20 protein-coding genes are annotated in these 21,554 nt (G+C 76.0%); 13 read left to right on the top strand and 7 right to left on the bottom strand.

Translation table 11 applies throughout. The features are described 5' to 3' along the window. Positions 1-5: 5 nt before the first annotated feature. Positions 6-1,394 carry a hypothetical protein gene (locus SM573_RS22560; RefSeq protein WP_474616987.1) on the bottom strand — a complete coding sequence of 463 codons (1,389 nt, stop codon included), beginning with the start codon at positions 1,392-1,394 and terminating at the stop codon, positions 6-8. Between the two features lie 145 nt (positions 1,395-1,539). Between SM573_RS22560 and SM573_RS22555 the strand changes: the two genes are divergently transcribed. The 3 genes from SM573_RS22555 to SM573_RS22545 are packed head-to-tail and all read left to right on the top strand — an operon-like array spanning position 1,540 to position 3,562. Beyond that, positions 1,540-2,229, top strand: coding sequence for a glycosyltransferase family 2 protein (locus SM573_RS22555; protein ID WP_474610553.1), 690 nt, complete (start codon positions 1,540-1,542; stop codon positions 2,227-2,229). Next, positions 2,226-2,906, top strand: a complete 681-nt coding sequence (locus SM573_RS22550; RefSeq protein WP_474616986.1) for a TIGR04282 family arsenosugar biosynthesis glycosyltransferase — start codon at positions 2,226-2,228, stop codon at positions 2,904-2,906. The genes SM573_RS22555 and SM573_RS22550 overlap by 4 nt, the downstream gene beginning before the upstream one ends. Continuing rightward, positions 2,903-3,562 carry a class I SAM-dependent methyltransferase gene (locus SM573_RS22545; RefSeq protein ID WP_474610551.1) on the top strand — a complete coding sequence of 220 codons (660 nt, stop codon included), beginning with the start codon at positions 2,903-2,905 and terminating at the stop codon, positions 3,560-3,562. Before SM573_RS22550 ends, SM573_RS22545 begins: the two co-directional genes overlap by 4 nt. 13 nt (positions 3,563-3,575) lie before the next feature. Here SM573_RS22545 and SM573_RS22540 read toward each other — a convergent pair whose 3' ends face one another. Beyond that, positions 3,576-4,595 (bottom strand): sensor histidine kinase, encoded by a 1,020-nt coding sequence (locus tag SM573_RS22540; protein ID WP_474616985.1) that lies wholly within the window; start codon positions 4,593-4,595, stop codon positions 3,576-3,578. After that, positions 4,588-5,280, bottom strand: coding sequence for a response regulator transcription factor (locus tag SM573_RS22535; protein ID WP_474610549.1), 693 nt, complete (start codon positions 5,278-5,280; stop codon positions 4,588-4,590). Before SM573_RS22535 ends, SM573_RS22540 begins: the two co-directional genes overlap by 8 nt. A gap of 162 nt (positions 5,281-5,442) precedes the next feature. Between SM573_RS22535 and SM573_RS22530 the strand changes: the two genes are divergently transcribed. Continuing rightward, positions 5,443-8,445 carry an Hsp70 family protein gene (locus SM573_RS22530; RefSeq protein WP_474616984.1) on the top strand — a complete coding sequence of 1,001 codons (3,003 nt, stop codon included), beginning with the start codon at positions 5,443-5,445 and terminating at the stop codon, positions 8,443-8,445. Between the two features lie 42 nt (positions 8,446-8,487). On the opposite strand, the gene SM573_RS22525 is transcribed toward SM573_RS22530, so the two are convergent. Genes SM573_RS22525 through SM573_RS22510 form a run of 4 tightly spaced genes read right to left on the bottom strand, consistent with a single transcriptional unit; the run spans position 8,488 to position 13,637 of the window. Further along, positions 8,488-10,578, bottom strand: a complete 2,091-nt coding sequence (locus tag SM573_RS22525; RefSeq protein WP_474616983.1) for an alpha-galactosidase — start codon at positions 10,576-10,578, stop codon at positions 8,488-8,490. Beyond that, positions 10,575-11,399 carry a carbohydrate ABC transporter permease gene (locus SM573_RS22520; protein WP_474610546.1) on the bottom strand — a complete coding sequence of 275 codons (825 nt, stop codon included), beginning with the start codon at positions 11,397-11,399 and terminating at the stop codon, positions 10,575-10,577. Before SM573_RS22520 ends, SM573_RS22525 begins: the two co-directional genes overlap by 4 nt. After that, on the bottom strand, positions 11,396-12,331 hold the full coding sequence (locus SM573_RS22515) for a carbohydrate ABC transporter permease (RefSeq protein WP_474610545.1): 936 nt from the start codon (positions 12,329-12,331) through the stop codon (positions 11,396-11,398). Before SM573_RS22515 ends, SM573_RS22520 begins: the two co-directional genes overlap by 4 nt. Positions 12,332-12,341: 10 nt before the next feature. Beyond that, positions 12,342-13,637, bottom strand: coding sequence for an ABC transporter substrate-binding protein (locus SM573_RS22510; protein WP_474616982.1), 1,296 nt, complete (start codon positions 13,635-13,637; stop codon positions 12,342-12,344). 146 nt (positions 13,638-13,783) lie between these two features. Here SM573_RS22510 and SM573_RS22505 point away from each other — a divergent pair, with 146 nt between their 5' ends. The 9 genes from SM573_RS22505 to SM573_RS22465 all read left to right on the top strand — a co-directional run bounded on the left by SM573_RS22505 (position 13,784) and on the right by SM573_RS22465 (position 21,552). Then, the gene (locus tag SM573_RS22505; protein WP_474610543.1) at positions 13,784-14,542 is read left to right on the top strand and encodes an SDR family NAD(P)-dependent oxidoreductase; all 759 of its coding nucleotides are present in this window, start codon (positions 13,784-13,786) and stop codon (positions 14,540-14,542) included. Between the two features lie 38 nt (positions 14,543-14,580). After that, positions 14,581-15,291, top strand: a complete 711-nt coding sequence (locus SM573_RS22500) for a FadR/GntR family transcriptional regulator (protein ID WP_474610542.1) — start codon at positions 14,581-14,583, stop codon at positions 15,289-15,291. Between the two features lie 61 nt (positions 15,292-15,352). Beyond that, positions 15,353-16,498 carry a galactonate dehydratase gene (dgoD, locus tag SM573_RS22495; RefSeq protein WP_474610541.1) on the top strand — a complete coding sequence of 382 codons (1,146 nt, stop codon included), beginning with the start codon at positions 15,353-15,355 and terminating at the stop codon, positions 16,496-16,498. Continuing rightward, the gene (locus tag SM573_RS22490) at positions 16,492-17,388 is read left to right on the top strand and encodes a hypothetical protein (RefSeq protein WP_474616981.1); all 897 of its coding nucleotides are present in this window, start codon (positions 16,492-16,494) and stop codon (positions 17,386-17,388) included. Before dgoD ends, SM573_RS22490 begins: the two co-directional genes overlap by 7 nt. Continuing rightward, on the top strand, positions 17,385-18,062 hold the full coding sequence (locus SM573_RS22485; protein ID WP_474616980.1) for a bifunctional 4-hydroxy-2-oxoglutarate aldolase/2-dehydro-3-deoxy-phosphogluconate aldolase: 678 nt from the start codon (positions 17,385-17,387) through the stop codon (positions 18,060-18,062). Before SM573_RS22490 ends, SM573_RS22485 begins: the two co-directional genes overlap by 4 nt. Beyond that, complete coding sequence (locus SM573_RS22480; RefSeq protein WP_474616979.1) at positions 18,053-18,928, top strand: SMP-30/gluconolactonase/LRE family protein; 876 nt, start codon at positions 18,053-18,055, stop codon at positions 18,926-18,928. Before SM573_RS22485 ends, SM573_RS22480 begins: the two co-directional genes overlap by 10 nt. A gap of 89 nt (positions 18,929-19,017) precedes the next feature. Continuing rightward, complete coding sequence (locus SM573_RS22475; RefSeq protein WP_474610537.1) at positions 19,018-19,590, top strand: nucleosidase; 573 nt, start codon at positions 19,018-19,020, stop codon at positions 19,588-19,590. A 142-nt stretch (positions 19,591-19,732) separates the two neighbouring features. Next, positions 19,733-20,596 (top strand): metallophosphoesterase family protein, encoded by an 864-nt coding sequence (locus SM573_RS22470; RefSeq protein WP_474616978.1) that lies wholly within the window; start codon positions 19,733-19,735, stop codon positions 20,594-20,596. An 89-nt stretch (positions 20,597-20,685) separates the two neighbouring features. Then, the gene (locus SM573_RS22465; RefSeq protein WP_474610535.1) at positions 20,686-21,552 is read left to right on the top strand and encodes a S1 family peptidase; all 867 of its coding nucleotides are present in this window, start codon (positions 20,686-20,688) and stop codon (positions 21,550-21,552) included. Positions 21,553-21,554: the final 2 nt, after the last annotated feature.

The raw sequence follows: 21,554 nt of genomic DNA, 5'->3' as shown, positions 1-21,554 counted from the left end.
CGCCGCTAGGAGACCGTCCAGAGCAGGTGGTTCACGGCGAGCGCGGTGACCGCCTGCCCGGCGAGCCACCAGCGCCGGGCGCCGGCGGGCAGCAGCGCGGCGGCCACCAGCAGCCAGACCGCGAACGGCAGCCAGATCCGCTCCACCTCGGCCTTGCTCAGCCCGGACACGTCTGCCGCCGCCACGGCCACCGCCGCGGCGAGCGGCAGCAGGACGGCCGGGCCGGCTGCGCGTACCGCCGTGGCCAGCGCCGCGCGGCGCCAGCCGCCGCGTGCGGCGGCCAGGGCGGCGACCACCGCGCGGCGCAGCGCCGGCCCGACCACCGGGCCGGCGGAGAGCAGCAGGGCCGCGAGGTTGGCCCAGACCCAGTAGGAGTAGGGGCGTTCGCCACCCCAGCCCTGGTGGTAGCGCTCCACGACCAGCCGGTACCCCTCCCACCAGGAGAAGCCGGCCAGCGCGAACGTGACCGCCACGGCGGCGACGCCGGCGGCGGCGGCGAGCAGCGCGCGCGGCCGGGCCGCCGGGCGCAGCGCGAGCACCGTGAGCGCCAGCGCCGCGACCAGCACGAAGCCGTACGACAGGTGCAGCGCGAAGCCGAGCAGGACCCCGCCGAGCGCCGCGGTGGCCGGGCCGCGCACCGCCAGCAGGGCCAGCCCGGCGGCCACCACGGCGGCGAAGATGCCGTCGGCCGACGCGCCGACCCAGACCGCGCCGGGCAGCAGCACCAGGAACGGCACCGCCGCCCGCGCCGCCTCCGGGGCGCCCAGCGCCCGCAGGGTGACCGGCACCGACACCGCGATCGTCGCCCCGACCAGCACGCAGGCCAGCCCGGCGGCGGTGCCGCCGCCCAGGCCGATCCGGTCCAGCCAGACGAAGAGCAGCAGCGCGCCCGGCGGGTGCCCGGCCGTGTGTGTGGACCAGGAGTCCGGCTGGAAGTCGAGGATCCGCGCCGTGAACCCGGACAGCAGCGCCGCGACGTCCCCGACGCCCGGCACCTCCGACAGGTACTCCGCCTGTACGGTGAGCCGCCGGGTGAGGCCCGCCGACCAGCCGTCCACCAGGGCCAGCGACAGCGTCCAGGCGACCGCCGCCAGCCAGCCGGCAGCCAGCAGGGCGCCCCAGCGGGCGGTACGCGCCCAGCGCGCACCCCAGGCGACGACCACCACCGCGACCAGCAGCGCGGCCGGGGTGCCCCAGCCCAGGTGCGGCCGCCAGGTGGCGTAGAGCGGGGCGGCGTCGGCGTACAACGCCACGCCGCGCGCGTTCAACGCCAGCCCGACGCCGACCGCGGTGGCGAGCAGCACCACCTCGACGGCGAGCACCGTCAGGTCGGCCCGGTGGCGGCGGGCCGGGGTCCGCCCGGCGGCGGCGACGAGCGCGGGTGCGGAGGTCATGACCCTCGGACGGTACGGCGGCGCGACGCCCGGGGGGAGCCGAACGGCGCGGCTGTCACCGTCCGGTAAGAATCGCCCGCGCGGTAAGCGTTCGGTAAGGACGTTCCGCCCCCGGACGCCCCGGTGGCGACCTAGCGTCGGCCGTATGCCGACCCTGACCCACCGCGCGCCGATCGACGTGGTGCTGCCCTGCCTGGACGAGGCCGCCGCACTGCCGGGCGTGCTGGCCGCCCTGCCGGCGGGCTACCGGGCCGTCGTGGTCGACAACGGCTCGCGCGACGGTTCGCCGGAGGTCGCCGCCCGACACGGCGCCCGGGTGGTCCACGAGCCGCGGCGGGGCTACGGCGCCGCGGTGCACACCGGACTGGAGGCCGCGGAGAGCGACCTGGTGTGCGTGCTCGACGCCGACGGCTCGTTCGACCCGGGTGAGCTGCCCGCGCTGGTCGCGCCGGTGGCCGAGGGGGCGGCGGACCTCGCGGTGGGCCGCCGCCGGCCGGTGGGCGCGGGAACGTGGCCGTGGCACGCGCGGGCCGGGACGGCCCTGGTCGCGGCGTTGCTGCGGCGCCGGGGCGTGCCGCTGCGCGACCTCAGCCCGATCCGGGTGGCCCGCCGGCGGGAGCTTCTCGCCCTCGGCGTCACCGACCGGGCCTTCGGCTACCCGCTGGAGCTGCTCATCCGGGCGGCCGCCGCCGGCTGGCGGATCCACGAACTCGACGTGCGGTACGCCCCCCGCGCCGCCGGCACCCGCTCGAAGGTCTCCGGTTCGGTACGCGGCACGCTGCGCGCCACCCGCGACTTCGCCGGGGTGCTGCGCTCCGTGGGCGGTGACCGGTGACCGTCCTGCTGGTGGCCGCGAAGGCGCCCGTGCCCGGTGCGGTGAAGACCCGGCTCTGCCCACCGGCGAGCCCCGTGCAGGCGGCCCGCATCGCCGCCGCCGCGTTGCGGGACACCATGGACGCCGTCCGGGCCACCCCCGGGGTGACCCCGGTGCTCGCCTGCGCCGGGCGGCTCACCGAGGCGGAGGACGCCGCCGGCCTCGTCACCGCACTGCACGGCTGGACCGTGCTGGCGCAGCGGGGCAGCGGGCTCGGCGACCGGCTCGCCACCGCGTACGCCGAGGTGGCCCACGCGTTCCAGGGGCGACCCGTGCTCCAGATCGGCATGGATACGCCCCAGCTGACCGCGACCGGGCTGGCGGCGGCGCTGCGGCGGCTGGAGACCGCGGACGCGGTGCTCGGCGCCGCCCTCGACGGCGGCTGGTGGGCGCTGGGGCTGCGGGATCCGGGCCACGCTCCGCTGCTGCGTACGGTGCCCATGTCCACGGCGCGGACCGGGTGGCTCACCTGGTCGGCCCTGGTCGAGCGGGGTCTGCGGGCCGCGCCGTTGCCGTTGCTGCGCGACGTCGACGAGTGGCCGGACGCGCTCGCGGTGGCCGCCGAGGCGCCGGCCGGACGGTTCGCCCGGCAGGTCGCCGCGGTCCGCCGCGCCCTGGTCTCCGGGAGCCGGGGGTGAACGCCGACGGCTTCGCCACGGCGCTGCGCGGCCGGGCGACCGGCGGGCACTGGCTGGTGCACGGCGACGGGGAGCGCCGACGGCTGCCGGTGGATCGCTGGCACGGCCCCGCCGAACCGGCGACGGCCGAGGTGGTCCTGCGCTGTGCCGGCCCGACGCTCGACCTCGGCTGCGGTCCGGGGCGGCTCACCGTGGCACTGGCCCGCGCCGGGGTCACGGCGGTCGGGGTCGACATCTGCGCGTACGCGGTCGCCGCCGCCCGCTCCCGGGGCGCCGTGGCGCTGCACCGCGACCTGTTCGCGCCGCTGCCCGGCGAGGGACGCTGGGCGCACGCGGTGCTGCTCGACGGCAACATCGGCATCGGGGGTGACCCGGTCGCCCTGCTGGCCCGCTGCCGGGCGCTGCTCGACCGGGCCGGCACGGTGCTGGTGGAGCTGGAGCCGCCGGGGCCGGGGCTCTGGCAGGGGCGGGCCCGGGTGGCCTCGCCGAGGCGGTCCGGCCGGCAGGCGCTCGGGCCGGAGTTCCGCTGGGCGCGGCTGGACGTCCGCGCGGTGCACGAGGTCGCCGCCCGCGCCGGCCTCGCCGTGCGTGAGGTGTTCCGATGCGGTGGTCGCTGGTTCGGCGAACTGGCACCGCCGGGCCGCCGACGCGCCTGAGGGGCGGGCCCGGTCAGCCGGTGGCGGCGGCCGGCAGCCGGACCACGAACCGGCACCCGCCGGCCACGTTCCGCACGTCCACCCGGCCGCCGTGCGCCTCCACGAGCCCGCGCACGATGGCGAGGCCCAGCCCGCCGGAGCCCTCCCCGTTGTGCGGCGTACGCGCCGGCTCGCCCCGGAACGCCACGTCGAACAGGCGTGGAAGGTCCTCCTCCGGGATGCCGCCGCAGGTGTCCGCCACGGCGAACCAGACGTCGCCGGAGTCCCGCCCGCCGTCGACCCGCACCGTCCCGTCGTCGGGGGTGTACCGCACGGCGTTGAGCACCAGGTTGCCGACCACGCGGGCCAGCTCGGGCTCGCTGGCGCGCACCGTCGGCCATCCCGACTCGGCGGCCACCAGACGGATCCGCCGGGCGGCGGCGAGCGGCGCGGCGCCGGCGAGAGCGTCGGAGACCACCTCCCCGAGCGGCACCGCGGTGAGCGAGAGCCGCAGCGCGCCCGCGTTGATGCGGGAGAGCTCGAACAGGTCGTCCACGAGCCGGGTCATCCGGTCGGTCTGCACCCGCATGCGCCGGTGGTACTCGGCGACCGTCGCCGGGTCGGCCACCACCCGGTCCTCCAGCGCCTCGGCCATCGCGCGCAGCCCGGCCAGCGGCGTCCGCAGGTCGTGGGACACCCACGCGACCAGGTCGCGCCGGCCCTTCTCGACGCGGCGCTCGCGCTCGCGTGCCTGGTCGGCCCAGACGGCGGCGACGGCGAGGCGCCGGCCGAAGTACCAGCCGACACCGAGACTCACCGCCGCCGCGGCGGCCACGGTGAGCAGCACGACCTGGAGGTCGTGCGCGGACAGGAACATCGCCCGGGCGACCACCACCACACCCGCGACCACCGCCGTGACCGTGACGGTGAGCAGCACACAGACGTGCACGGTGATCGACCGGTGGCGCAGCAGTCGCAGCGCGACCGCGCCGGCCAGCCCGACGCAGAGCGCGGCCGCCAGCGCCGCGCCGAAGATCAGCGCGAGGTCACGCATCGGCCGGCTCGTAGCGGTAGCCGACGCCCCACACGGTGACGATGCGCCGCGGCGAGGCCGGATTCTCCTCGATCTTCTCCCGCAACCGCCGTACGTGCACGGTCACCGTGGACTCGTCGCCGAACGTCCAGCCCCACACCTGGTCCAGCAGCTCGGCCCGGCGGAACGCCCGGGCCGGGTGGCGCAGGAAGTGGGCCAACAGGTCGAACTCGCGCAGCGTCAGCGCCAGCTCCCGGCCGTGCAGGCGGGCCACCCGCGGCCCGGTCGCCACCTCGAGACCGGCGTCCACGAGGACCTCCGGAACCGGGGGCGGGGGCTCGCCGGCGCGGCGCAGCACGGAGCCGACGCGCAGCACCAGCTCCCGCGGTGAGAACGGCTTGCCGAGGTAGTCGTCCGCGCCCAGTTGCAGGCCGAGCACCCGGTCGGCCTCGTCGCCGCGCGCGGTGAGCATGACGACGGGTACGCCGTCCGGCCGTTCCCGCAGCCGCCGGCACACCTGCAACCCGTCCAGGCCGGGCAGCATCAGATCCAGCACCACCAGGTGCGGCCGGCGTTCCCGCACCGCGTCGAGGGCCGCGAGCCCGTCACCCACGTGGTCGACCTCGTAGCCGGCGTGCTCCAGGTAGCGGCAGACCACGTCGCTGACCGTCCGGTCGTCGTCGACCACCAGGATCCGCTGCCCCACGCGCACCTCCCGCCGGCCAGCCTAGCGACGGCGGCCCGCCCGGCCGCCCCGGCCGGATGTTGCGGGTTCCTTACGTCCGGCGCGCTGACCAGTCGCTCAGGTCGGCGGTGGCGGCTGCGTACGATGCGGGGTCGGGCATCGTCGTGGCGGAGGTATCGGTAGATGGCAGGCCAGCACGAGGGCTTCGCGCTCGGTGTCGACCTCGGTACGTCCAACACGGTGGCCGTGCTGCGCTGGCCGGACGGGCGCACCCGACCGTTGCTCGTGGACGGTCAGCCGATCATGCCGTCCGGCGTGTACGCCGACGCCGACGGCGCGCTGCACGCGGGCCTCGACGCCCGGCGCCTGGCGCAGGCCGACCCCGCCCGGTACGAGCCCCACCCGAAGCGCCGCGTCGACGAGCCGACCGTACGCCTCGGCGACCGTGACCTCCTCCCCGCGGAGCTGCTCGGCGCGGTGCTGCACGCGGTGGGGAGCGCCGCCGTCTCGGCGGTCGGTTTCCTGCCCCCGGCGGTACTCACCTGCCCGGCGGCGTGGGACGACGCCCGGCGGCACGTGCTCGGCGACGCGCTGATGCGCGCCGGCTGGCCGCAGGCGGCCGAGCACACCCTCTCGGGCCCGACCCCGCCCGGCACGCGGCTGCTGCGCGAACCGGTGGCCGCCGCGCGCTACTACACGGAGGTGCTCCGCCGTCCGGTGCCGGTCGGCGGCGCGATCGCGGTCTTCGACTTCGGCGGGGGCACGTTGGACGTCGCCGTCGTCCGCAACGACGGTGCCGACCCGTGGGGCGACTCCGGGTTCACCGTCATCTCCTGCGGGGGCCTGCCCGACCTCGGCGGCCTGGACGTCGACGCGGCGCTGGTCGCCCGGGTCGGTGAGCTGGTCGCGGGGCGGTACGCGGCGCAGTGGGGGCGCCTGACCGCCCCCGCCGACACCATCCAGCGCCGCGACGCCATCCAGCTCTGGGAGGCCGTACGCGGCGCGAAGGAGCTGCTCTCCCGCGGGACGGTCGCGCCGGTCGCGGTGCCCGGGGTGGCCGAGCCGGTGCGGTTGACCCGCGAGGACGTCGACCGGGCGGCCCGGCCGCTGCTCGAGCGCGCCGTGGCCGCGGCCCGCGCGGTGATCGGGGAGGCCCAGCTCACCCCGGAGCAGCTCGCCGGGCTCTTCCTGGTCGGCGGGTCGTCGCGGATCCCGCTGGTGGCCCGGATGCTCCACGCCGACCTGGGGATCGCGCCGACCGTCCTGGAGCAGCCGGAGCTGCCGGTGGCCGAGGGCGCGCTCACCGACCTGCCGCTGCGCCGTGGCGCGTCGCCGTCCGGCTACGCCAACCCCGCCGTGCCGGTCGCCCCGGCGCCCGCCGCCACGCGGCCGGAGGACGCGGCCTCGCCGGCGCCCGCCGCTGCGGGGCCGGGGCACGCGGCCTCGCCGGCGGCCGCCGCCGCGCTGCCGGCCCCGTCCACGGTCCCGCACCCGCGACCCGGTGCCACGGCGGTGGACCCGGATCCCGGGGCCACCCTGCCGGCCCCGGCTGCCCGTCCGGGCGCCGCGCTGCCCGCGCCGACCCTCGCGGCCACGCTGCCGGCGGGTGCCGCGCCGACCCTCGCGGAGGCGCCCGGCTCCCCGGCCGCGCCGCCGTTCGCCGGCCCGTCGTCGCCGCCGCCGTTCGCGGGCCCGGTGTCGGCGCCGCCGTTCGCCGGCCCGTCGTCGCCGCCGCCGTTCGCGGGCCCGGTGTCGGCGCCGCCGTCCGGGCCCGCCGCGCCGCCGTCGGCGGGCGGCCCGGCCCGCGTGCCCGGGGCGGTCGGGAGTCGCCGGCAGCGGGCCTGGTGGGTCCTCCTCGGCGCCGTCGTCGCCCTCGCCGGGGTGACCACGGCCGCCGTGCTCTACCTGACCCGCGACCGCTACCCGGGCCTGCCCTTCGACGACCTGGCCGTGGTGGCCCGCCCGAAGGCCGGTGACGAGCGGCCCCCCGGCGTGTGGACCGCCGTGCTGGGCGACCGGGCCTACCTCGCGTACCGGCGGGCCGACCGGCAGCTCGAGGTGATCGCCGTCGACACCCGCAGCGGCGCCGAGCTGTGGCGCAGACAGACCGGGACCGCCGCCGACGACTGGGAGCGCCTGCTCGCGGTGCCCGGCGCCGTGGTGGCGTACGCCGACGCGCCCGGCACCAGCACTCCGCGCGAGATGGTGGTCCTGGACGACTCCGGGGACCGGCGCTGGACCCGGTCGATCCGGGGCGACGACGACGTCTACTTCACCGACCGGACGGCGGTGGTGGTCGACCGGACGGAGCAGCGGCTCGTCGGTCTCGACCTCGGCCAGGGCCGGGAGAAGTGGGACCTGCCCAACCCCACCGACAAGTACGGCGGCGCGCGCACCACGGTGTTGCCCGTCGGCACCGACGAGGCCGCGGGCGGGCCGGCGTACCTCGACGGCGCGCCGCGCGACCCGTGGCACGGCGAGGGCCGCCGCCTCGTGCAGGTGGGCGCGGACCGCTCGGTGCGACTGGTCGAGATGGACAGCGGTGCGGTCGTCGGCGCCCCGCGGGGCAACGTCGCCGACCTCGACGACCTGCTCGCGGCCCACGGGGACCGGCTCTACGTGGCGGCCGACGAGGGCGGCTACCAACTGCTCGCGTACGACCTGACCGCGCTGTCGAAGGAGCCGGTGGTGCTCTACCGCGCCCCCGACGACCGGCGGCGCCCCAAGGCCCTGGTGGCCTGCGGCGAGCACCGGGCGTGCCTGCTGGAGGTGCCCGACGGGGAGGCCGACCGCACCGAGGTCGTGGCGGCCGCCGAGGGCGAGGAGCCGAGGCGCTGGGCCGCGCCGGACGCGAGCGCGCTCGTGCCGCTCGACGAGCGGCTGCTGGTGCGTACGGGCGACTCGCCGTCGACGACCACCCTCTTCGACGCCGACGGCAAGGCCCTGCTGCGGGACCGTCCCGGCGTCGGCGTCCGGCTCGACGCCGGCAACCTGCTGGTCTTCGCGGAGGCCCCGAGCACCATCGAGGACGACCGCGGCCTGACCGGGGTGTGGGCCGCCACCGGCGAGGCGGACGAGCTCGGCCAGCTCACCGACGTGCGCAGCGCCAGCTGCTCGTGGAACACCCGGGTGATCGCCTGCGGCGCGGAGAAGGACTTCGTGATCTACCGCTTCGTCGAGGAGTGACCAGCCGCGGGGCGTTCGTGCCCCGCGGCTGGTCGGTGCCCGTCAGTCCCGGTCGAGGACGACCAGGTCCGCGTCGTGGGTGGCGGTCCACTGCACCGGCAGCCCGACGGCCGTGAGGTGGCTGCCCGAGTAGCGGCGCTCGCCGTGCCGGTAGCCGGCCTCGGCGTCGAGGCCGCGCAGCGGGAGCCGCACCGGGCGCGACGGCAGCAGGCCGGCGCCGTCGGAACGGCCGGTGTGCCAGGCCAGGACGACCACCCGCCGCCGGTCGGGGGAGGTGTACTGTACCGCGCAGCGGGCCTGGTCGGGCCCGCCGATCAGGTGCACCTCGCCGTGGGTGATGACCTCCCGGACCTCCTTGTAGCGGGCGATCCACCCGGCCGCCTCGGCGCGCTCCTGCGCGCTCCACCGGCGGATGTCGGCGCCGACGCCGAGCACGCCGGCCATGGCCAGCACGAACCGGAACGCCAGCGACCGCGGGCGCGGGTCGAACAGCCCCGGCGCGTCGGTCACCCACGAACTCAACAGGTGCGGCGCGTTGGCGTGCAGGAAACCGTGCTGGATGGCGAGCCGGTCCAGCGGGCCGGTGTTGTCGCTGGGCCAGAAGATGTCCGCCCGGGCCGCCATCGCGAGGTCGGTGCGGGCGCCGCCCCCGGCGCAGGACTCGACGAGCACGTGCGGGTGGTCGCGGCGCAGCCGCTCGTAGATCCGGTGCAGGTTGGTGACGTGCGCGCCGTCCAGGTCCAGCGGCCCGTCGGCGCCGGCCCGGCCGGGCTCGGTGCGCGGTCGGTTGAAGTCCCACTTCAGGTACGCGATGTCGTACCGGCGCAGCAGGCCGTCGAGGGTGGAGTGGACGAACTCCGCCACCTCGGGGCGGCCCACGTCGAGCAGGTACTGGTTGCGGATCGGGGTGAGTGGCCGCCCGTCGACCTGGTAGACCCAGTCGGGGTGCGCGGCGTAGAGCCGCGACCGCGGGTTGACGCACTCCGGCTCCACCCAGAGCCCGAACCGCAGCCCCAGCGCGCGGACGTCGGCGATGAACGCCTCGAACCCGTCGGGGAAGCTCGCCGGGTCGGGCGTCCAGTCGCCGAGGCCCGCGGTGTCGTCGTCGCGGCCCACGAACCAGCCGTCGTCGACCACGAACGTCTCCACCCCGAGGTCGGCGGCGATCCGGGCCAGGTCGAGCTGGCTCTTCGCGTCGACCGCGAAGTACGTCGCCTCCCACGAGTTGTAGAGCACCGGTCGGGGCGTCAGCCGGTCCCCGGCGAGCAGCCGCTGGTAGCGGTGCCAGACCCGGGCCAGCCCGCCCAGCCCGTCGGCGCTGTACGCGCCCACCACCTCGGGCAGCGTCAGCTCGCCGCCGGCCGGCAGCGCCAGCGGGCCGTCCGGCAGCCGGCGCCCGGCCCGCACGCGGGTCAGCCCGCCGGTGTCCCGCTCGGCGGTGATCTCCCACGAGCCGGTCCAGGCGACCGCCACGGCCCAGGCCGGGCCGTCCGGCTCGGCCCGGTCGCGGACCGTGAGCCACGGCACGTGCAGGTGCCCGGGCACGCCCTGGCTGCTGCCGATGGTGAACGCCCCGTGCCCCAGGTCGACGTGCGAGAGCTGGAACTCCTGCGCCCACTGGCCCCACTGGTGGCTGAGCAGCGCGCCGTGCGGTGTGGGCACGGAGAACCCGGCCGAGCCGGCGCGGGCCAGCCGCAGCGGCTCGCTCCCGGTGTTGGTGAGGGTCACCCAGCGGCGTACGACGTCCGTGCCGGCGGGCACGGCGTAGTGCTGCACGGCGCGCAGCCCGGTGACCGGGTCGGCGAACGTGACGGCGAGCGTGCCGGCGGTCGGGTCGTGCGCCGCCCCGGCGAAGGCGAACCCGACCCGGCGGTGCCCGGTGGTCGTCTCCACCACCAGGTCGGCGCCGGTGAAGGGGCGGTCGGCGTCGGTGGCGTACTCGACCGGGGCGGCGTCGCCCGCGGTGAGGAAGGGCACCGGCCCGTCGTACGCGACGGGGGAGGGGCCGTCACCGACACCGTGCGGCCCCCACGCGACCAGCTCCAGCCAGCGCCCGTGCGCCGGCACCGTCACCGTGTACTCGGTGCGCGCGCCGCGCAGCGTCCACCGGCGCGCGTCCTGGATGTCGCTCACTTGACCGCTCCGATCGCGAGTCCGCCGATGAAGTGCCGCTGGAAACGCAGGAAGACCGCCACGGTGGGCACCGCGGCGATCACCGTGCCGGCGGCGATGACGCTCCACGACGAGACGAACTGGCCCTGGAGCGCGAGCAGCGCCGGGGTGACCGGCATCCGGTCGTCGGTGCGCAGCACGGTGATCGCCCAGAGCAGGTCGTTGAAGATCCAGGTGAACGAGAGCGCGCCGAGCGCGGCGAGCGCCGGCCGGGTCAGCGGCAGCATCACCCGGGCGAAGATCTGGCCCGGGCCGGCGCCGTCGATGGTCGCCGCCTCCTGGATCTCGCCGGGCAGGTCCCGCATGAAGCCGTGCAGCACGAAGGTGTAGAAGCCGAGCCCGAACCCCACCTGCACGGCGATCAACGCCCAGAGCGTGTCGTACAGGCCGGTCAGCTCGCTGAACTTCTGCACGGGGATGAGCAGGATCTGCGGTGGCAGCAGGTTGCCGGCGAGCATCAGCAGCAGGATGGTGCGCCGCCCGGGGATCCGGTAACGGCTCAGCGCGTAGGCGGCGACCGCCGCGAGCCCCAGGCTCAGCAGCACCGACGGGATCGTCACGAGCATGCTGTTGACCAGCGCCCGCAGCTCGCCGCCGTCCGTCCACGCCTGCCGGTAGGTGTCGAGGGTGAACGAGCGCGGCAGGCTGCCCACGCCGTTGGCGGCGATGTCGTCGAAGGTGCGCGTCGACATGACGACCACCCAGATCACCGGGGCGAGCCAGAGCAGCGAGAGCAGGACCATTCCGGTGTGGAAGGTCCCGGTGCGGAGCTTGCGGATCACGCTTCCTCCCGGAACGCGCGGACGAGGTAGCCGAGGATGACGGCGAGCGCGAGCACGAAGATCACCACGGCGATGGCCGAGGCGTACCCGAGGCGCAGGCTCTGGAAGGCGGCCGAGTACATGTAGGTGCTGAGCAGCTCCGACGAGTGGTACGGCCCGCCGCGGGTGAGCGACCAGACGATGTCGAACGAGCGCAGCGAGTCGATCACGATGACCGACAGCACGACGGCGTTGACTCCCTTGAGCTGCGGGACGGTCACGTACCACAGCCGCTGCCAGGCGTTGGCCCCGTCCATCCGGGCGGCCTCGTGCAGCGCCGGGTCGATGGCCTTGAGGCCGGCCAGGAAGAGCACCATGACGTAGCCGATCTGCCGCCACAGGGCCGGCAGGATCACCGCGTAGAGCGCCGTCCGCGGGTCGGCGAGCCAGGGCCGGATCAGGTGCTCCAGCCCGACGGCGCGCAGGATGGTGTCGGCGACCCCGTCGGGCTGGTAGAAGACCCGCCAGACCAGTGCCGTCACCACGAGGGAGAACACCACGGGGGTGAAGAGCGCCGCCCGGTAGAAGCCGACGCCGCGCCGGTCGCGTTGCAGCAGCAGCGCCATGCCGAAGCCGCCCACGACGGAGAGACCGCCGAAGAGGACGAGCCAGATGACCGTGTTGACCAGGGCGCCCCGGAAGGTGGCGTCGCCGGCCAGCTCGACGTAGTTCTCGACGCCGATGAACTCGGGCGGCGTCTGGCCGTCCCACCGGGTGAGCGAGAACCAGAAGCCTTGCAGGGCCGGCCAGAACACCCAGATGCTCTCGACCGCGAAGGGCACCAGCACGAACGCCACCAGCAGCGGCGACAGTCCGGCCGACCGTCGCCGCCGCCGGGGTGTGCCGGGCACCGTGGACGTGGCCGCCCCGGGTGTCTCGGCGATGGTGGACACGTCTGTCACGTCAGCCCTTGAAGACCTTCTCGGCGGACGCCTGCCACTCGCGCAGGATCGCGTCGATCTGGTCGGGCTTGTCCATGAACTTGGTGAGCGCCGTGTCCGCCGTGGGCTGGAGCGCGTCGCTGGAGTCGCGGTTGAAGAACTGGGTCAGCTCCGCGGCGCTCTCCAGCATGGCCTTGCCCTTGCTCACCAGGGGCGAGTCGGCGGCCTTGGCCCTGGGATGGACCGGCAGCACGATGCCCGAGCTGGACTTGACGTACTCCTCCTGCGCCTCGACGGAGGCGAAGTACCGCAGCAGGTCCTTGGTGCCGGCCGGGTTGGCGGTCTTGGCGCTGGCGAAGAAGCCGTCGGTCGGCGCCTCCTCGGCGACGGGAACGGCCTCGTCGATGATCGGGAACCGGAAGAAGTCCAGGTCGCCCAGGGCGTCCTTCGGCGCCGCGTCGGCGAAGAACGTGCCGATCAGGAACATGCCGGTCTTGCCCGCGAGCAGTGCGGTGGTGGCCTCCTGGAAGGGGTAGGCCTTGCCCTTCGGGTCGAAGTACGGCAGCACCTCGCGCCAGCGGGTGAAGACCGCCTTGACCTTCGGGTCGTCGAAGCGCTGCCGGCCGGCGAGCAGCTCGCGGTGGAACGGGGCGCCGTTGATGCGGATGTTGAGGTAGTCGAACCAGGCCGAGGCGACCCACGGGGTGTCACCGAGGCCGATGCCGATGGGCGGGACGCCCTTGCCCTTGAGGGTCTCGCAGAGGGCCAGGAAGTCGGCCCAGGTCTTCGGCTCCTGCACGCCCCACTTGGCGAAGTTGCTCTTGCGGTAGAAGAAGCCCCACCAGTAGTTCGTCATCGGCACGAAGACCTGCTTGCCGCCGGCGTCGGTGGAGAGCGTCTTGAGTGACTGCGGGTACTCCCCGAGGCCCTGCCACACGTCGGAGACGTCGAGCAGCAGCCCCTTGCTGGCGTAGTCGTTGGCCACCGAGCCGGCGTACCAGGTGTAGAGGTCGGGCGGGTTCGCCGACGTGAGGTAGGTGGGCAGCTGGGTCCGGAAGGTCTCGGAGGCGATCGTGTTGACCGTCGCGGTGCCCTTGCCCTGCTTGTTGAAGTTCTCGACGAGCTTCTCGATCGCCGTCTTGGCCTGGGGCGACGACAGGTTGGACTGGACGGTCACGCTGCCGGAGCCGCCGCTCTTCGCGGGCCCGCTGGCGGAGCTGGCGCAGGCGCTCAGCAACGAACCGGCGCCGAGCGCGCCCAGGCCGGCGAGCCCGAGGTGGCCGAGGAATCGGCGGCGACCGGGATCGAAGTCGGTCACGGGAGGTCCCTTCCTCATCGACACGCTGCGCGTCAGGTCGCTCGGTGTCGGTCTCGTTAACGGTGTGACCAGAAGGTTGCATCCAGCCCGCTCCGACTGTCAAGATGTATTCGTAATTAATGGTTAAACGACGCGTGGGGTGGTCGATGGATCCGGTGGCACGCCGGTTGGACGGCAGGACAGCGCTGGTCACCGGCGCCTTCGGCGGGATCGGCGCGGCCACCGCCCGCCGCCTCGCCGCCGAGGGCGCCCGCGTCGCCCTGGTCGACGTCCGCGATCCCGCGCCGGTCGTCGAGGAGCTGACCGCCGCCGGCGCGCGGGCGCTCGCCGTGACGGCCGACGTCTCCGACGAGGCGGCCTGGGCCACCGCGGTCGAGGCCGTGCGGGCCGCGTTCGGCCCGGTGGACATTCTGGTCAGCAACGCGTACGCCGTCGAGGTCGCCCCCGCGCACCTGACCAGCCGGGCCTCCTGGGACCACCAGCTCGGGGTCAGCCTCACCGGCGCCTTCCTCGGTGTCCGGGCGTGCCTGGACGACCTGGTCGAGCGCTCCGGCGCGGTGGTGCTGGTGTCGTCGGTGCACGCCCTGGTGGGCCTGCCCGGCCGGCCGGCGTACGCGGCCGCCAAGGGGGCCCTGGTCGCGCTCGGCCGTCAGCTGGCCGTCGAGTACGGGCCGCGCGTGCGGGTCAACAGCGTCCTGCCCGGCCCGATCCTCACCGGCGCCTGGGACGGCATCGCGGCAGAGGACCGCCGGCGCAGCGTCGCGGAGACGGTGGCCAAGCGGTTCGGCACGCCGGAGGAGGTCGCCGCCGCGGTGGCGTTCCTCGCCTCGCCGGACGCCGCCTACATCACCGGCACGAGCCTGGTGGTGGACGGTGGCTGGACCGCGGTGAAAGCCTCGGCCTGAGAGATCGAGACCGACGAGCGAAGAAGGCGCGAAGAGCATTGGCACAGTACGCAGGCCGTGGCGTCCACGGACAGACCGTCGAGGTGATCGCCCGGCGCATCCTCACCGGGGAGATCCCCGAGGGCGCCACCCTGAACATCGCCGCGCTCCAGGAGGAGCTGGACGTCAGCCTCACCGCGCTGCGCGAGGCCCTCAAGGTCCTCACCGCCAAGGGCATCGTGGACGCCCGCCAGAAGCGGGGCACCTTCGTCCGGCCCCGCGCCGACTGGAACCTGCTCGACGGTGACGTGATCCGGTGGCAGTTCGCCGACGGGGCCCACCCGCTGCTCCTCGACCAGTTGCAGGAGGTGCGGGCCATCATCGAGCCGGCCGCCGCCCGGCTGGCCGCGACCCGCGCCAGCGCGGAGGACGTGGTCGCGCTCGACGCGGCCCTCGACGAGATGACCGGGGCGCACGGCGACCCGGTCGCCGCGGTGGCCGCCGACCTGGCGTTCCACCGGGCGCTGCTCGCCGCCACCCACAACGAGCTGCTGGTCCGGATGGAGGTGGTGATGAAGACGGGGCTCGCCGAGCGCGACCGGCTGGTGCACGGCACGGACGCCGACGACGACCCGGTCCCGAGCCACCGCGCCGTGGTCGACGCGATCCGGGCCGGCGACGAGGTCGCGGCCGAGGCGGCGATGCGGGAGCTGCTGGCCAAGGCCGTACGGGACGTGGAGAAGGTGCGCGGGCGGAAGGGCGACCGGTGAACGCGGTCGCGGACGAGAGGAACGCTGGGGTGGGCGCGGTCGCGAACGAAGGGGCGTTCCGGTGAAGATCGAACGGATCGAGACCTTCCTGGTCTCGCCCCGGTGGCTGTTCTGCCGCGTCGAGACCGACACGGGTCTGGTCGGGTGGGGTGAGCCGGTGGTGGAGGGCCGCGCCGAGGTGGTCCGCACCGCGGTCGAGGTGCTCTCCGAGTACCTCATCGGCGAGGACCCGCTGCGCGTCGAGCAGCACTGGCAGGTGCTCACGAAGGGCGGCTTCTACCGCGGCGGCCCCGTCCTGTCCAGCGCGGTGGCCGGGCTGGACCAGGCACTGTGGGACATCACGGGGCAGGCGTACGGGGTTCCGGTGCACGCCCTGCTCGGCGGGCCGGTCCGCGACCGGGTGCGGGTCTACTCGTGGATCGGCGGGGACGAGCCGGGCGAGGTCGCCGACGCCGCCGCCGCGCAGGCCGCGGCGGGTCTGACCGGTGTGAAGATGAACGCCTGCGGGCAGCTCTCCCCGATCCCGACCGCGGCAGAGGTCGACGCCGTGGTGCGGCGGGTCGCCGCCGCACGGGAGGTGCTCGGCGACGAGCGTGACATCGCCCTGGACTTCCACGGCCGCGCCGGGCTCGCCGCGGTGCGCCGGATCCTGCCCGAGCTGGCGCCGCTGCGGCCGTTCTTCGTCGAGGAGCCGCTGCTGCCGGACCAGGCTCACCACCTGCACGACGTGGTGACCTGCTCGCCGGTGCCGGTCGCCACGGGGGAGCGGCTCTACGGGCGCTCGGAGTTCCTCGCCCCGCTCCAGGCGGGGGTGTCGGTGGTGCAGCCCGACCTGTCGCACGCCGGCGGCATCTCCGAGGTGCGGCGGATCGCCGCGCTCGCCGAGACGTACGGCGCCCTGCTCGCCCCGCACTGCCCGCTCGGGCCGATCGCGCTCGCGGCCAGTCTCCAGGTGGCGTTCGCGACGCCGAACTTCCTCATCCAGGAGCAGAGCATCGGCATCCACTACAACGGCGGTTCGGAGCTGCTGGACTACCTGGTGGATCCGGAGCCGTTCCGCTTCGCCGACGGGCACATCGTCCGCTTCGACCGGCCCGGCCTCGGCATCACCATCGACGAGTCGGCCGTGCGCCGGGCCGCGGAGAGCCCGCACGCCTGGCGCAACCCGGTCTGGCGGCACGCCGACGGCTCCTTCGCCGAATGGTGAACGCGCCCGCGCCGCGCCCGCCCGGGCCGGGTCCCGCCGCGCCGAACATCCCACAGTGGCCGGTGCCGCTGCGCGTCGAGACCGACCCCGCCCTGGGCGGGCGCTGGACCAGCCTGCGCGGCGGTGACCGGGAGTGGCTCTGGCGGGGCTCGGCCCCGGGCCGGGACACCGTGTCGCCGGGCGCCGCCTTCGTGGACGCCGGTGGGCTGGAGGAGTGCCTGCCGACCGTCCGGGGCGACCCGGACCACGGCGACGCCTGGTCCCGGCCCTGGCGGCTGACGGCGGGCGGCGCGACCGTCGTCGACTGCCCGGACTTCACGCTCACTCGCCGGCTCGGCGAGCGCTCCGGCGTGATCGTCGTCGACTACCGGCTCGCCGCGGCCCCCGGCTACCGCTTCCTGTGGGCCGCGCACGCGCTGCTCGACCTGTCACCGCGGGCGCGCCTGGAGGCGCCCGCCGGCACGGCCACCCGGCTGCACCCCGAGGCCGCCGCGCTGCTGCCACCCGGCGCCTGGCCGGCGGGGCGCCCGTGGCTGACCGGTGCCTGGCCCGCCCCGGCCGGGCTGGCGCTGGAGGCCCTGGGGCCGGACGACGGCAGCGCCGTCGGCGCGGTGCTGGTGGACTGTCCGCGGATCCGGGTCGTGGACGGGCCGGACGTGCTGGCGTTCGAGCTGGAGTGCGACGGCCAGCCCCGCGGCGTCGGCCTCTGGCGCAACCTGCGGGGCTGGCCCGAGGACGCCCCGTACCGCAGCGTCGGCGTGGAACCGATGCTCGGCGCCGCCTTCGACCTCGCCGACGCCGGGCCGGACGACGCGGCCGTCGTCCCGGCCAGCGGGGAGGTCGCCTGGCGGCTGACCGTTTCCGCCCACCGACAGGGAAGTGCCCCATGAACCTGACCGACGCCCTGCGTACGCACCGCCTGCTCGCCATCGTCCGCGGCCCGGACCCGGCCGCGGCGCTGACCTCGGTGCTCACCCTGGCCGACAGCGGCGTGGCGCTGATCGAGGTGTCGCTGACCGGCGCGGACGCCCTCGGCACACTGCGCCGGGCCCGGGCCGCCCTCGGCCCGGAGTTCGCCCTCGGCGCCGGCACGGTGCTGACCGCGGCCGACGCGCGCGCCGCCGCCGACGCCGGCGCGACCTTCCTGGTGACGCCGGCCCTCGCCGAGAGCCTCGACGAGGCGCCCCGGCTCGGGCTGCCGGTGCTCGCGGGCGCGCTCACCCCGACCGAGGTGGTGCGCGCCCGGGCCGCGGGCGCCGCCGCCGTCAAGCTCTTCCCCGCCTCGGTCGGCGGTCCGGGCTACCTCGGCGCGCTGCGCGACCCGTTTCCGGACGTCCCGTTCGTGCCGGTGGGTGGGGTGGACGCCGAGAGCGCCCGCCACTACCTGTCCCGCGGCGCGGTCGCCGTGGGCGTCGGCTCACCGCTGCTCGGCGACGCCGTCCACGGGGGCGACCCGGAACGGTTGCGGGCCCGGGCAGCGGCCTTCCGCGCCGCGGTGACCGAGCCCCGTCGCGGTCCGGATGCCGGGCCGCGTCCGTCCGACGAGGAGGAACGATGGAGCTGACCGAGCCGACCGCGTGGAGCGCCGACCGGCTGGAGCTGGGCGAGGGCGCCCGTTGGGTGGACGACCGGCTGGTCCTCGTCGACCTGCTCGCCGGGCGGCTGCTGACCACCGGCGGTGACCGCCCCGCGCCGCTGACCGAGGTGCGCCGGCTCGACGTGCCGCTGGGCGCGGTCGCCCCGGTGGCCGGCCGGCCCGGGGAGTGGTTGGCCGCCGCCGGCACCGGCGTAACCCGGCTCGACGCGGACGGGGCGCGCCGGCCGGTCGCCGACCTGGAGGGCGGCCGCGCCGAGCCGGCCCGGATGAACGACGCCGTGGCCGACCCGCACGGCCGTTTCTGGGCCGGCAGCATGACGTACGCGGGGGTGCCCGGCGGCGGCTCCCTCTACCGGATGGACCCGGGTGCCGCCCCGGTCGCCGTGGTGACGGGCCTGACCATCGCCAACGGCCCGGCGTTCGACGGCGCCGGCACCACCATGTACCTCGCCGACACGCCGCGCGGGCACGTCGACCGGTTCACCGTGGACGTCGCCACCGGCGCACTCGGCGCCCGGGAGCCGTTCCTGCGCCTCGACCCGGCCGAGGGCGCACCGGACGGGATGACCGTGGACGCGGCCGAGCACCTCTGGGTGGCGCTCTGGGGCGGCTCGGCGGTGCGCCGCTACCGGCCGGACGGCACGCTGGAGCGGGAGATCCGGCTGCCGGCCCGGCAACCGACAAGCGTCTGCTTCGGCGGGCCCGGCCTGAACCGGCTCTTCGTGACCACCGCACGGTACGGGCTGACCGACCCGGGCCCGTTCGACGGCGCGCTGCTCGCGCTGGACGTGCCGGTCACCGGCCGCGCCGCCGCACCGGTCCCGGCCGGCTGACCGGCTCGCCGGGTGGCCGGCGCGTGAGCGGGCCGACAGCGCCCCGGTCCACCGGCCGCGCCGCCCCGGCCGGCTCGTACGATGCGCCGGTGATTCTTCGGGGCAAGATCCAGTCCGGCGTGCCGCTGCTCGTGTTGGCCGTCGAGGAGGAAGCCGCGCACCTCGGCACGGACCTGCCGGTGCTGCTCACCGGCATGGGCAAGGTCAACGCGGCGGCCGCGACGGCCGCCGCACTGGCCACCGGTGCGAAGCCGAGCCTCGTGCTGAACCTCGGCACGGCGGGGGCGCTGCGCCCGGGCTGGGAGGGCATCCACGAGATCGGCACCGTGCTCCAGCACGACCTCGACGCCGAGCTGCTGCGCAGCCTCACCGGCCGGGTCTGCGGCGCGCCGCTGACCCTGGGCGCGCAGACGGCGGTACTCGCGACCGGCGACACCTTCGTGGCCGACGAGGTCACCCGGGCGCGACTCGCCCAGCGGGCCGACCTGGTCGACATGGAGGGCTACGCGGTGGCCTGGGCGGCGACGCAGGCCGGGGTGCCGTGCCGGCTCGTCAAGCGGGTCAGCGACGAGGCCGGCGACGGCGCGGTCCGCACCTGGCAGGAGGCGGTCGACGACTGCGCCCGCGACCTCGCCGGCTGGGTGCGGCGCGAACTCGCCTGACCCGCCGCCGCGCCGTGCCCCGGCCCGTCCGGGCGGCTGGTTACCCTACTGCGGACCGTCGTCAGGCGGCGGAGCGGAGGTGCGGCGTGCGGACGGGTCGGTCCGGGTGTCACCGCGTCGGCGCGGCGGCGGGTCGGATCCGGTGAGCGCCGGCCGGCTGCTCGCGGTCAGCGACCTGCACGTCCGGTACGCGGAGAACCGCGCGGTCGTGGACGGGCTGCGCCCGGAATCCGACGACGACTGGCTGATCGTGGCCGGTGACGTGGCCGAGCACGTCGCCGACGTCCGCGCCACGCTCGCCCTGCTGCGCGAGCGGTTCGCCACCGTGGTGTGGGCGCCCGGCAACCACGAGCTGTGGACGCTGCGCGACGACCCGGTGCAGCTGCGCGGCGAGGCGCGGTACCGGGAGCTGGTGGCGACGTGCCGGGAGCTGGGCGTGCTCACCCCGGAGGACGAGTACGCCGTCTGGTCCGGCTCCGGCGGCCCGGTGGTCGTGGCCCCGCTGTTCCTGCTCTACGACTACTCGTTCCACGCCCCCGGCACCGCCACGAAGGCGGAGTCGCTCCGCCGGGCGTACGACGCCGGGGTGGTGTGCACCGACGAGATGCTGCTGCACCCGGACCCGTACCCCAGTCGGGACGCCTGGTGCGCCGCCCGGGTCGCCCGGAGCCGGCGGCGCCTGGCCGCGGTCGATCCCGCCCTGCCGACGGTGCTGGTCAACCACTTCCCGCTGGTCCGCGAGCCCACCCGGGTGCTGCGTCACCCCGAGTTCGCCCAGTGGTGCGGCACGACCCGCACCGCCGACTGGCACCTGCGGTTCCGCGCGGCGGCCGTGGTCTACGGCCACCTGCACATCCCGCGCACCACCTGGCACGACGGCGTCCGCTTCGAGGAGGTGTCGCTGGGCTACCCGAGGGAGTGGCGAGGCCGGGGCGCCCCGGCGCTGCCCCGGGTGGTGCTGCCCGCCCCGACCGGCCGTCCTGGTTCGACGGCCCCGCCGCGCTGAGAAGCCCTGCCGCGCCGGGGGTTGAATGCCGCCCGGCCGGGGCGGATGCTGGGATGACATCGACCACCACCGATCTGTCGGAGGTTCGGATGCGTCGTCTCCCGCTCGTCGTCCTCGTCCTGACCGCTCTGCTGCTCGGCACCCCGGCCGTCGCCCAGGCCCGGCCGGGCTCCGCCGCCGAGCCCCGGCCCGATCCCGCCGCCGCGGCGCGGGTGCTCACGCAGGTGCGTACCGCCGGCACCGCCTGGGGCCTCGACCCGGCCACCGGCCGGATGACCCTCACCGTCGACGACACCGTGCGCGGACGCGACCTCGCGGCGCTGCGCGACGTCGCGGCGCGGGCCGGCGCCGCGCTCCGGCGGGAGCCCGGGCAGCTGCGCACCCTGATCGCCGGCGGCGAGGCCATCTACGGCTCCGGCGCGCGCTGCTCGCTCGGCGCCAACGTCCGCAGCGGCACCACCTGGTACTTCGTCACCGCCGGGCACTGCACGAACGTCGCCGCCACCTGGTACGCGAACGCCGCCGGCACCACCGTCCTCGGCTCCCGCACCGGCAGCAGCTTCCCCGGCAACGACTACGGCGTGGTGCGCTACACCGGCACGATCGCCCACCCCAGCGCGGTCTACACCTACCCGGGTCTACTCCCGGTGCCCGGCACCGCCACCGCCACCATCGGCCTGGCGGTCTGCCGCAGCGGCTCCACCACCGGCGTGCGCTGCGGCACCGTCACCGGCCTGAACCAGACGGTCAACTACGCGACCGGTTCGGTGTCCGGGCTCATCCGCACGAACATCTGCGCCGAGCCCGGTGACAGCGGCGGCCCGCTCTACGTCGCCGCGACCGGCCGGATCGTCGGGATCCTCTCCGGTGGCAGCGGCAACTGCACCAGCGGCGGCACCACCTACTACCAGCCGATCGGCGAGATCCTGGCCGCGTACGGGCTCACCATCCCGTGACC

It is taken from the genome of Micromonospora xinjiangensis (assembly GCF_056150165.1).
The sequence above is the reverse complement of the archived record's forward strand: the minus strand, read 5'-3'. Positions and strand labels throughout refer to the sequence as shown.

Bases quoted from the DNA above. Each gene is read 5' to 3' on its own strand.
- SM573_RS22490 (WP_474616981.1), top strand. From the start codon at position 16,492: ATGGTGAACGCGCCCGCGCCGCGCCCGCCCGGGCCGGGTCCCGCCGCG.
- SM573_RS22530 (WP_474616984.1), top strand. From the start codon at position 5,443: ATGGCAGGCCAGCACGAGGGCTTCGCGCTCGGTGTCGACCTCGGTACG.
- SM573_RS22555 (WP_474610553.1), top strand. From the start codon at position 1,540: ATGCCGACCCTGACCCACCGCGCGCCGATCGACGTGGTGCTGCCCTGC.
- SM573_RS22480 (WP_474616979.1), top strand. From the start codon at position 18,053: ATGGAGCTGACCGAGCCGACCGCGTGGAGCGCCGACCGGCTGGAGCTG.
- SM573_RS22505 (WP_474610543.1), top strand. From the start codon at position 13,784: ATGGATCCGGTGGCACGCCGGTTGGACGGCAGGACAGCGCTGGTCACC.
- SM573_RS22540 (WP_474616985.1), bottom strand. From the start codon at position 4,595: ATGCGTGACCTCGCGCTGATCTTCGGCGCGGCGCTGGCGGCCGCGCTC.
- SM573_RS22560 (WP_474616987.1), bottom strand. From the start codon at position 1,394: ATGACCTCCGCACCCGCGCTCGTCGCCGCCGCCGGGCGGACCCCGGCC.
- SM573_RS22485 (WP_474616980.1), top strand. From the start codon at position 17,385: ATGAACCTGACCGACGCCCTGCGTACGCACCGCCTGCTCGCCATCGTC.
- SM573_RS22465 (WP_474610535.1), top strand. From the start codon at position 20,686: ATGCGTCGTCTCCCGCTCGTCGTCCTCGTCCTGACCGCTCTGCTGCTC.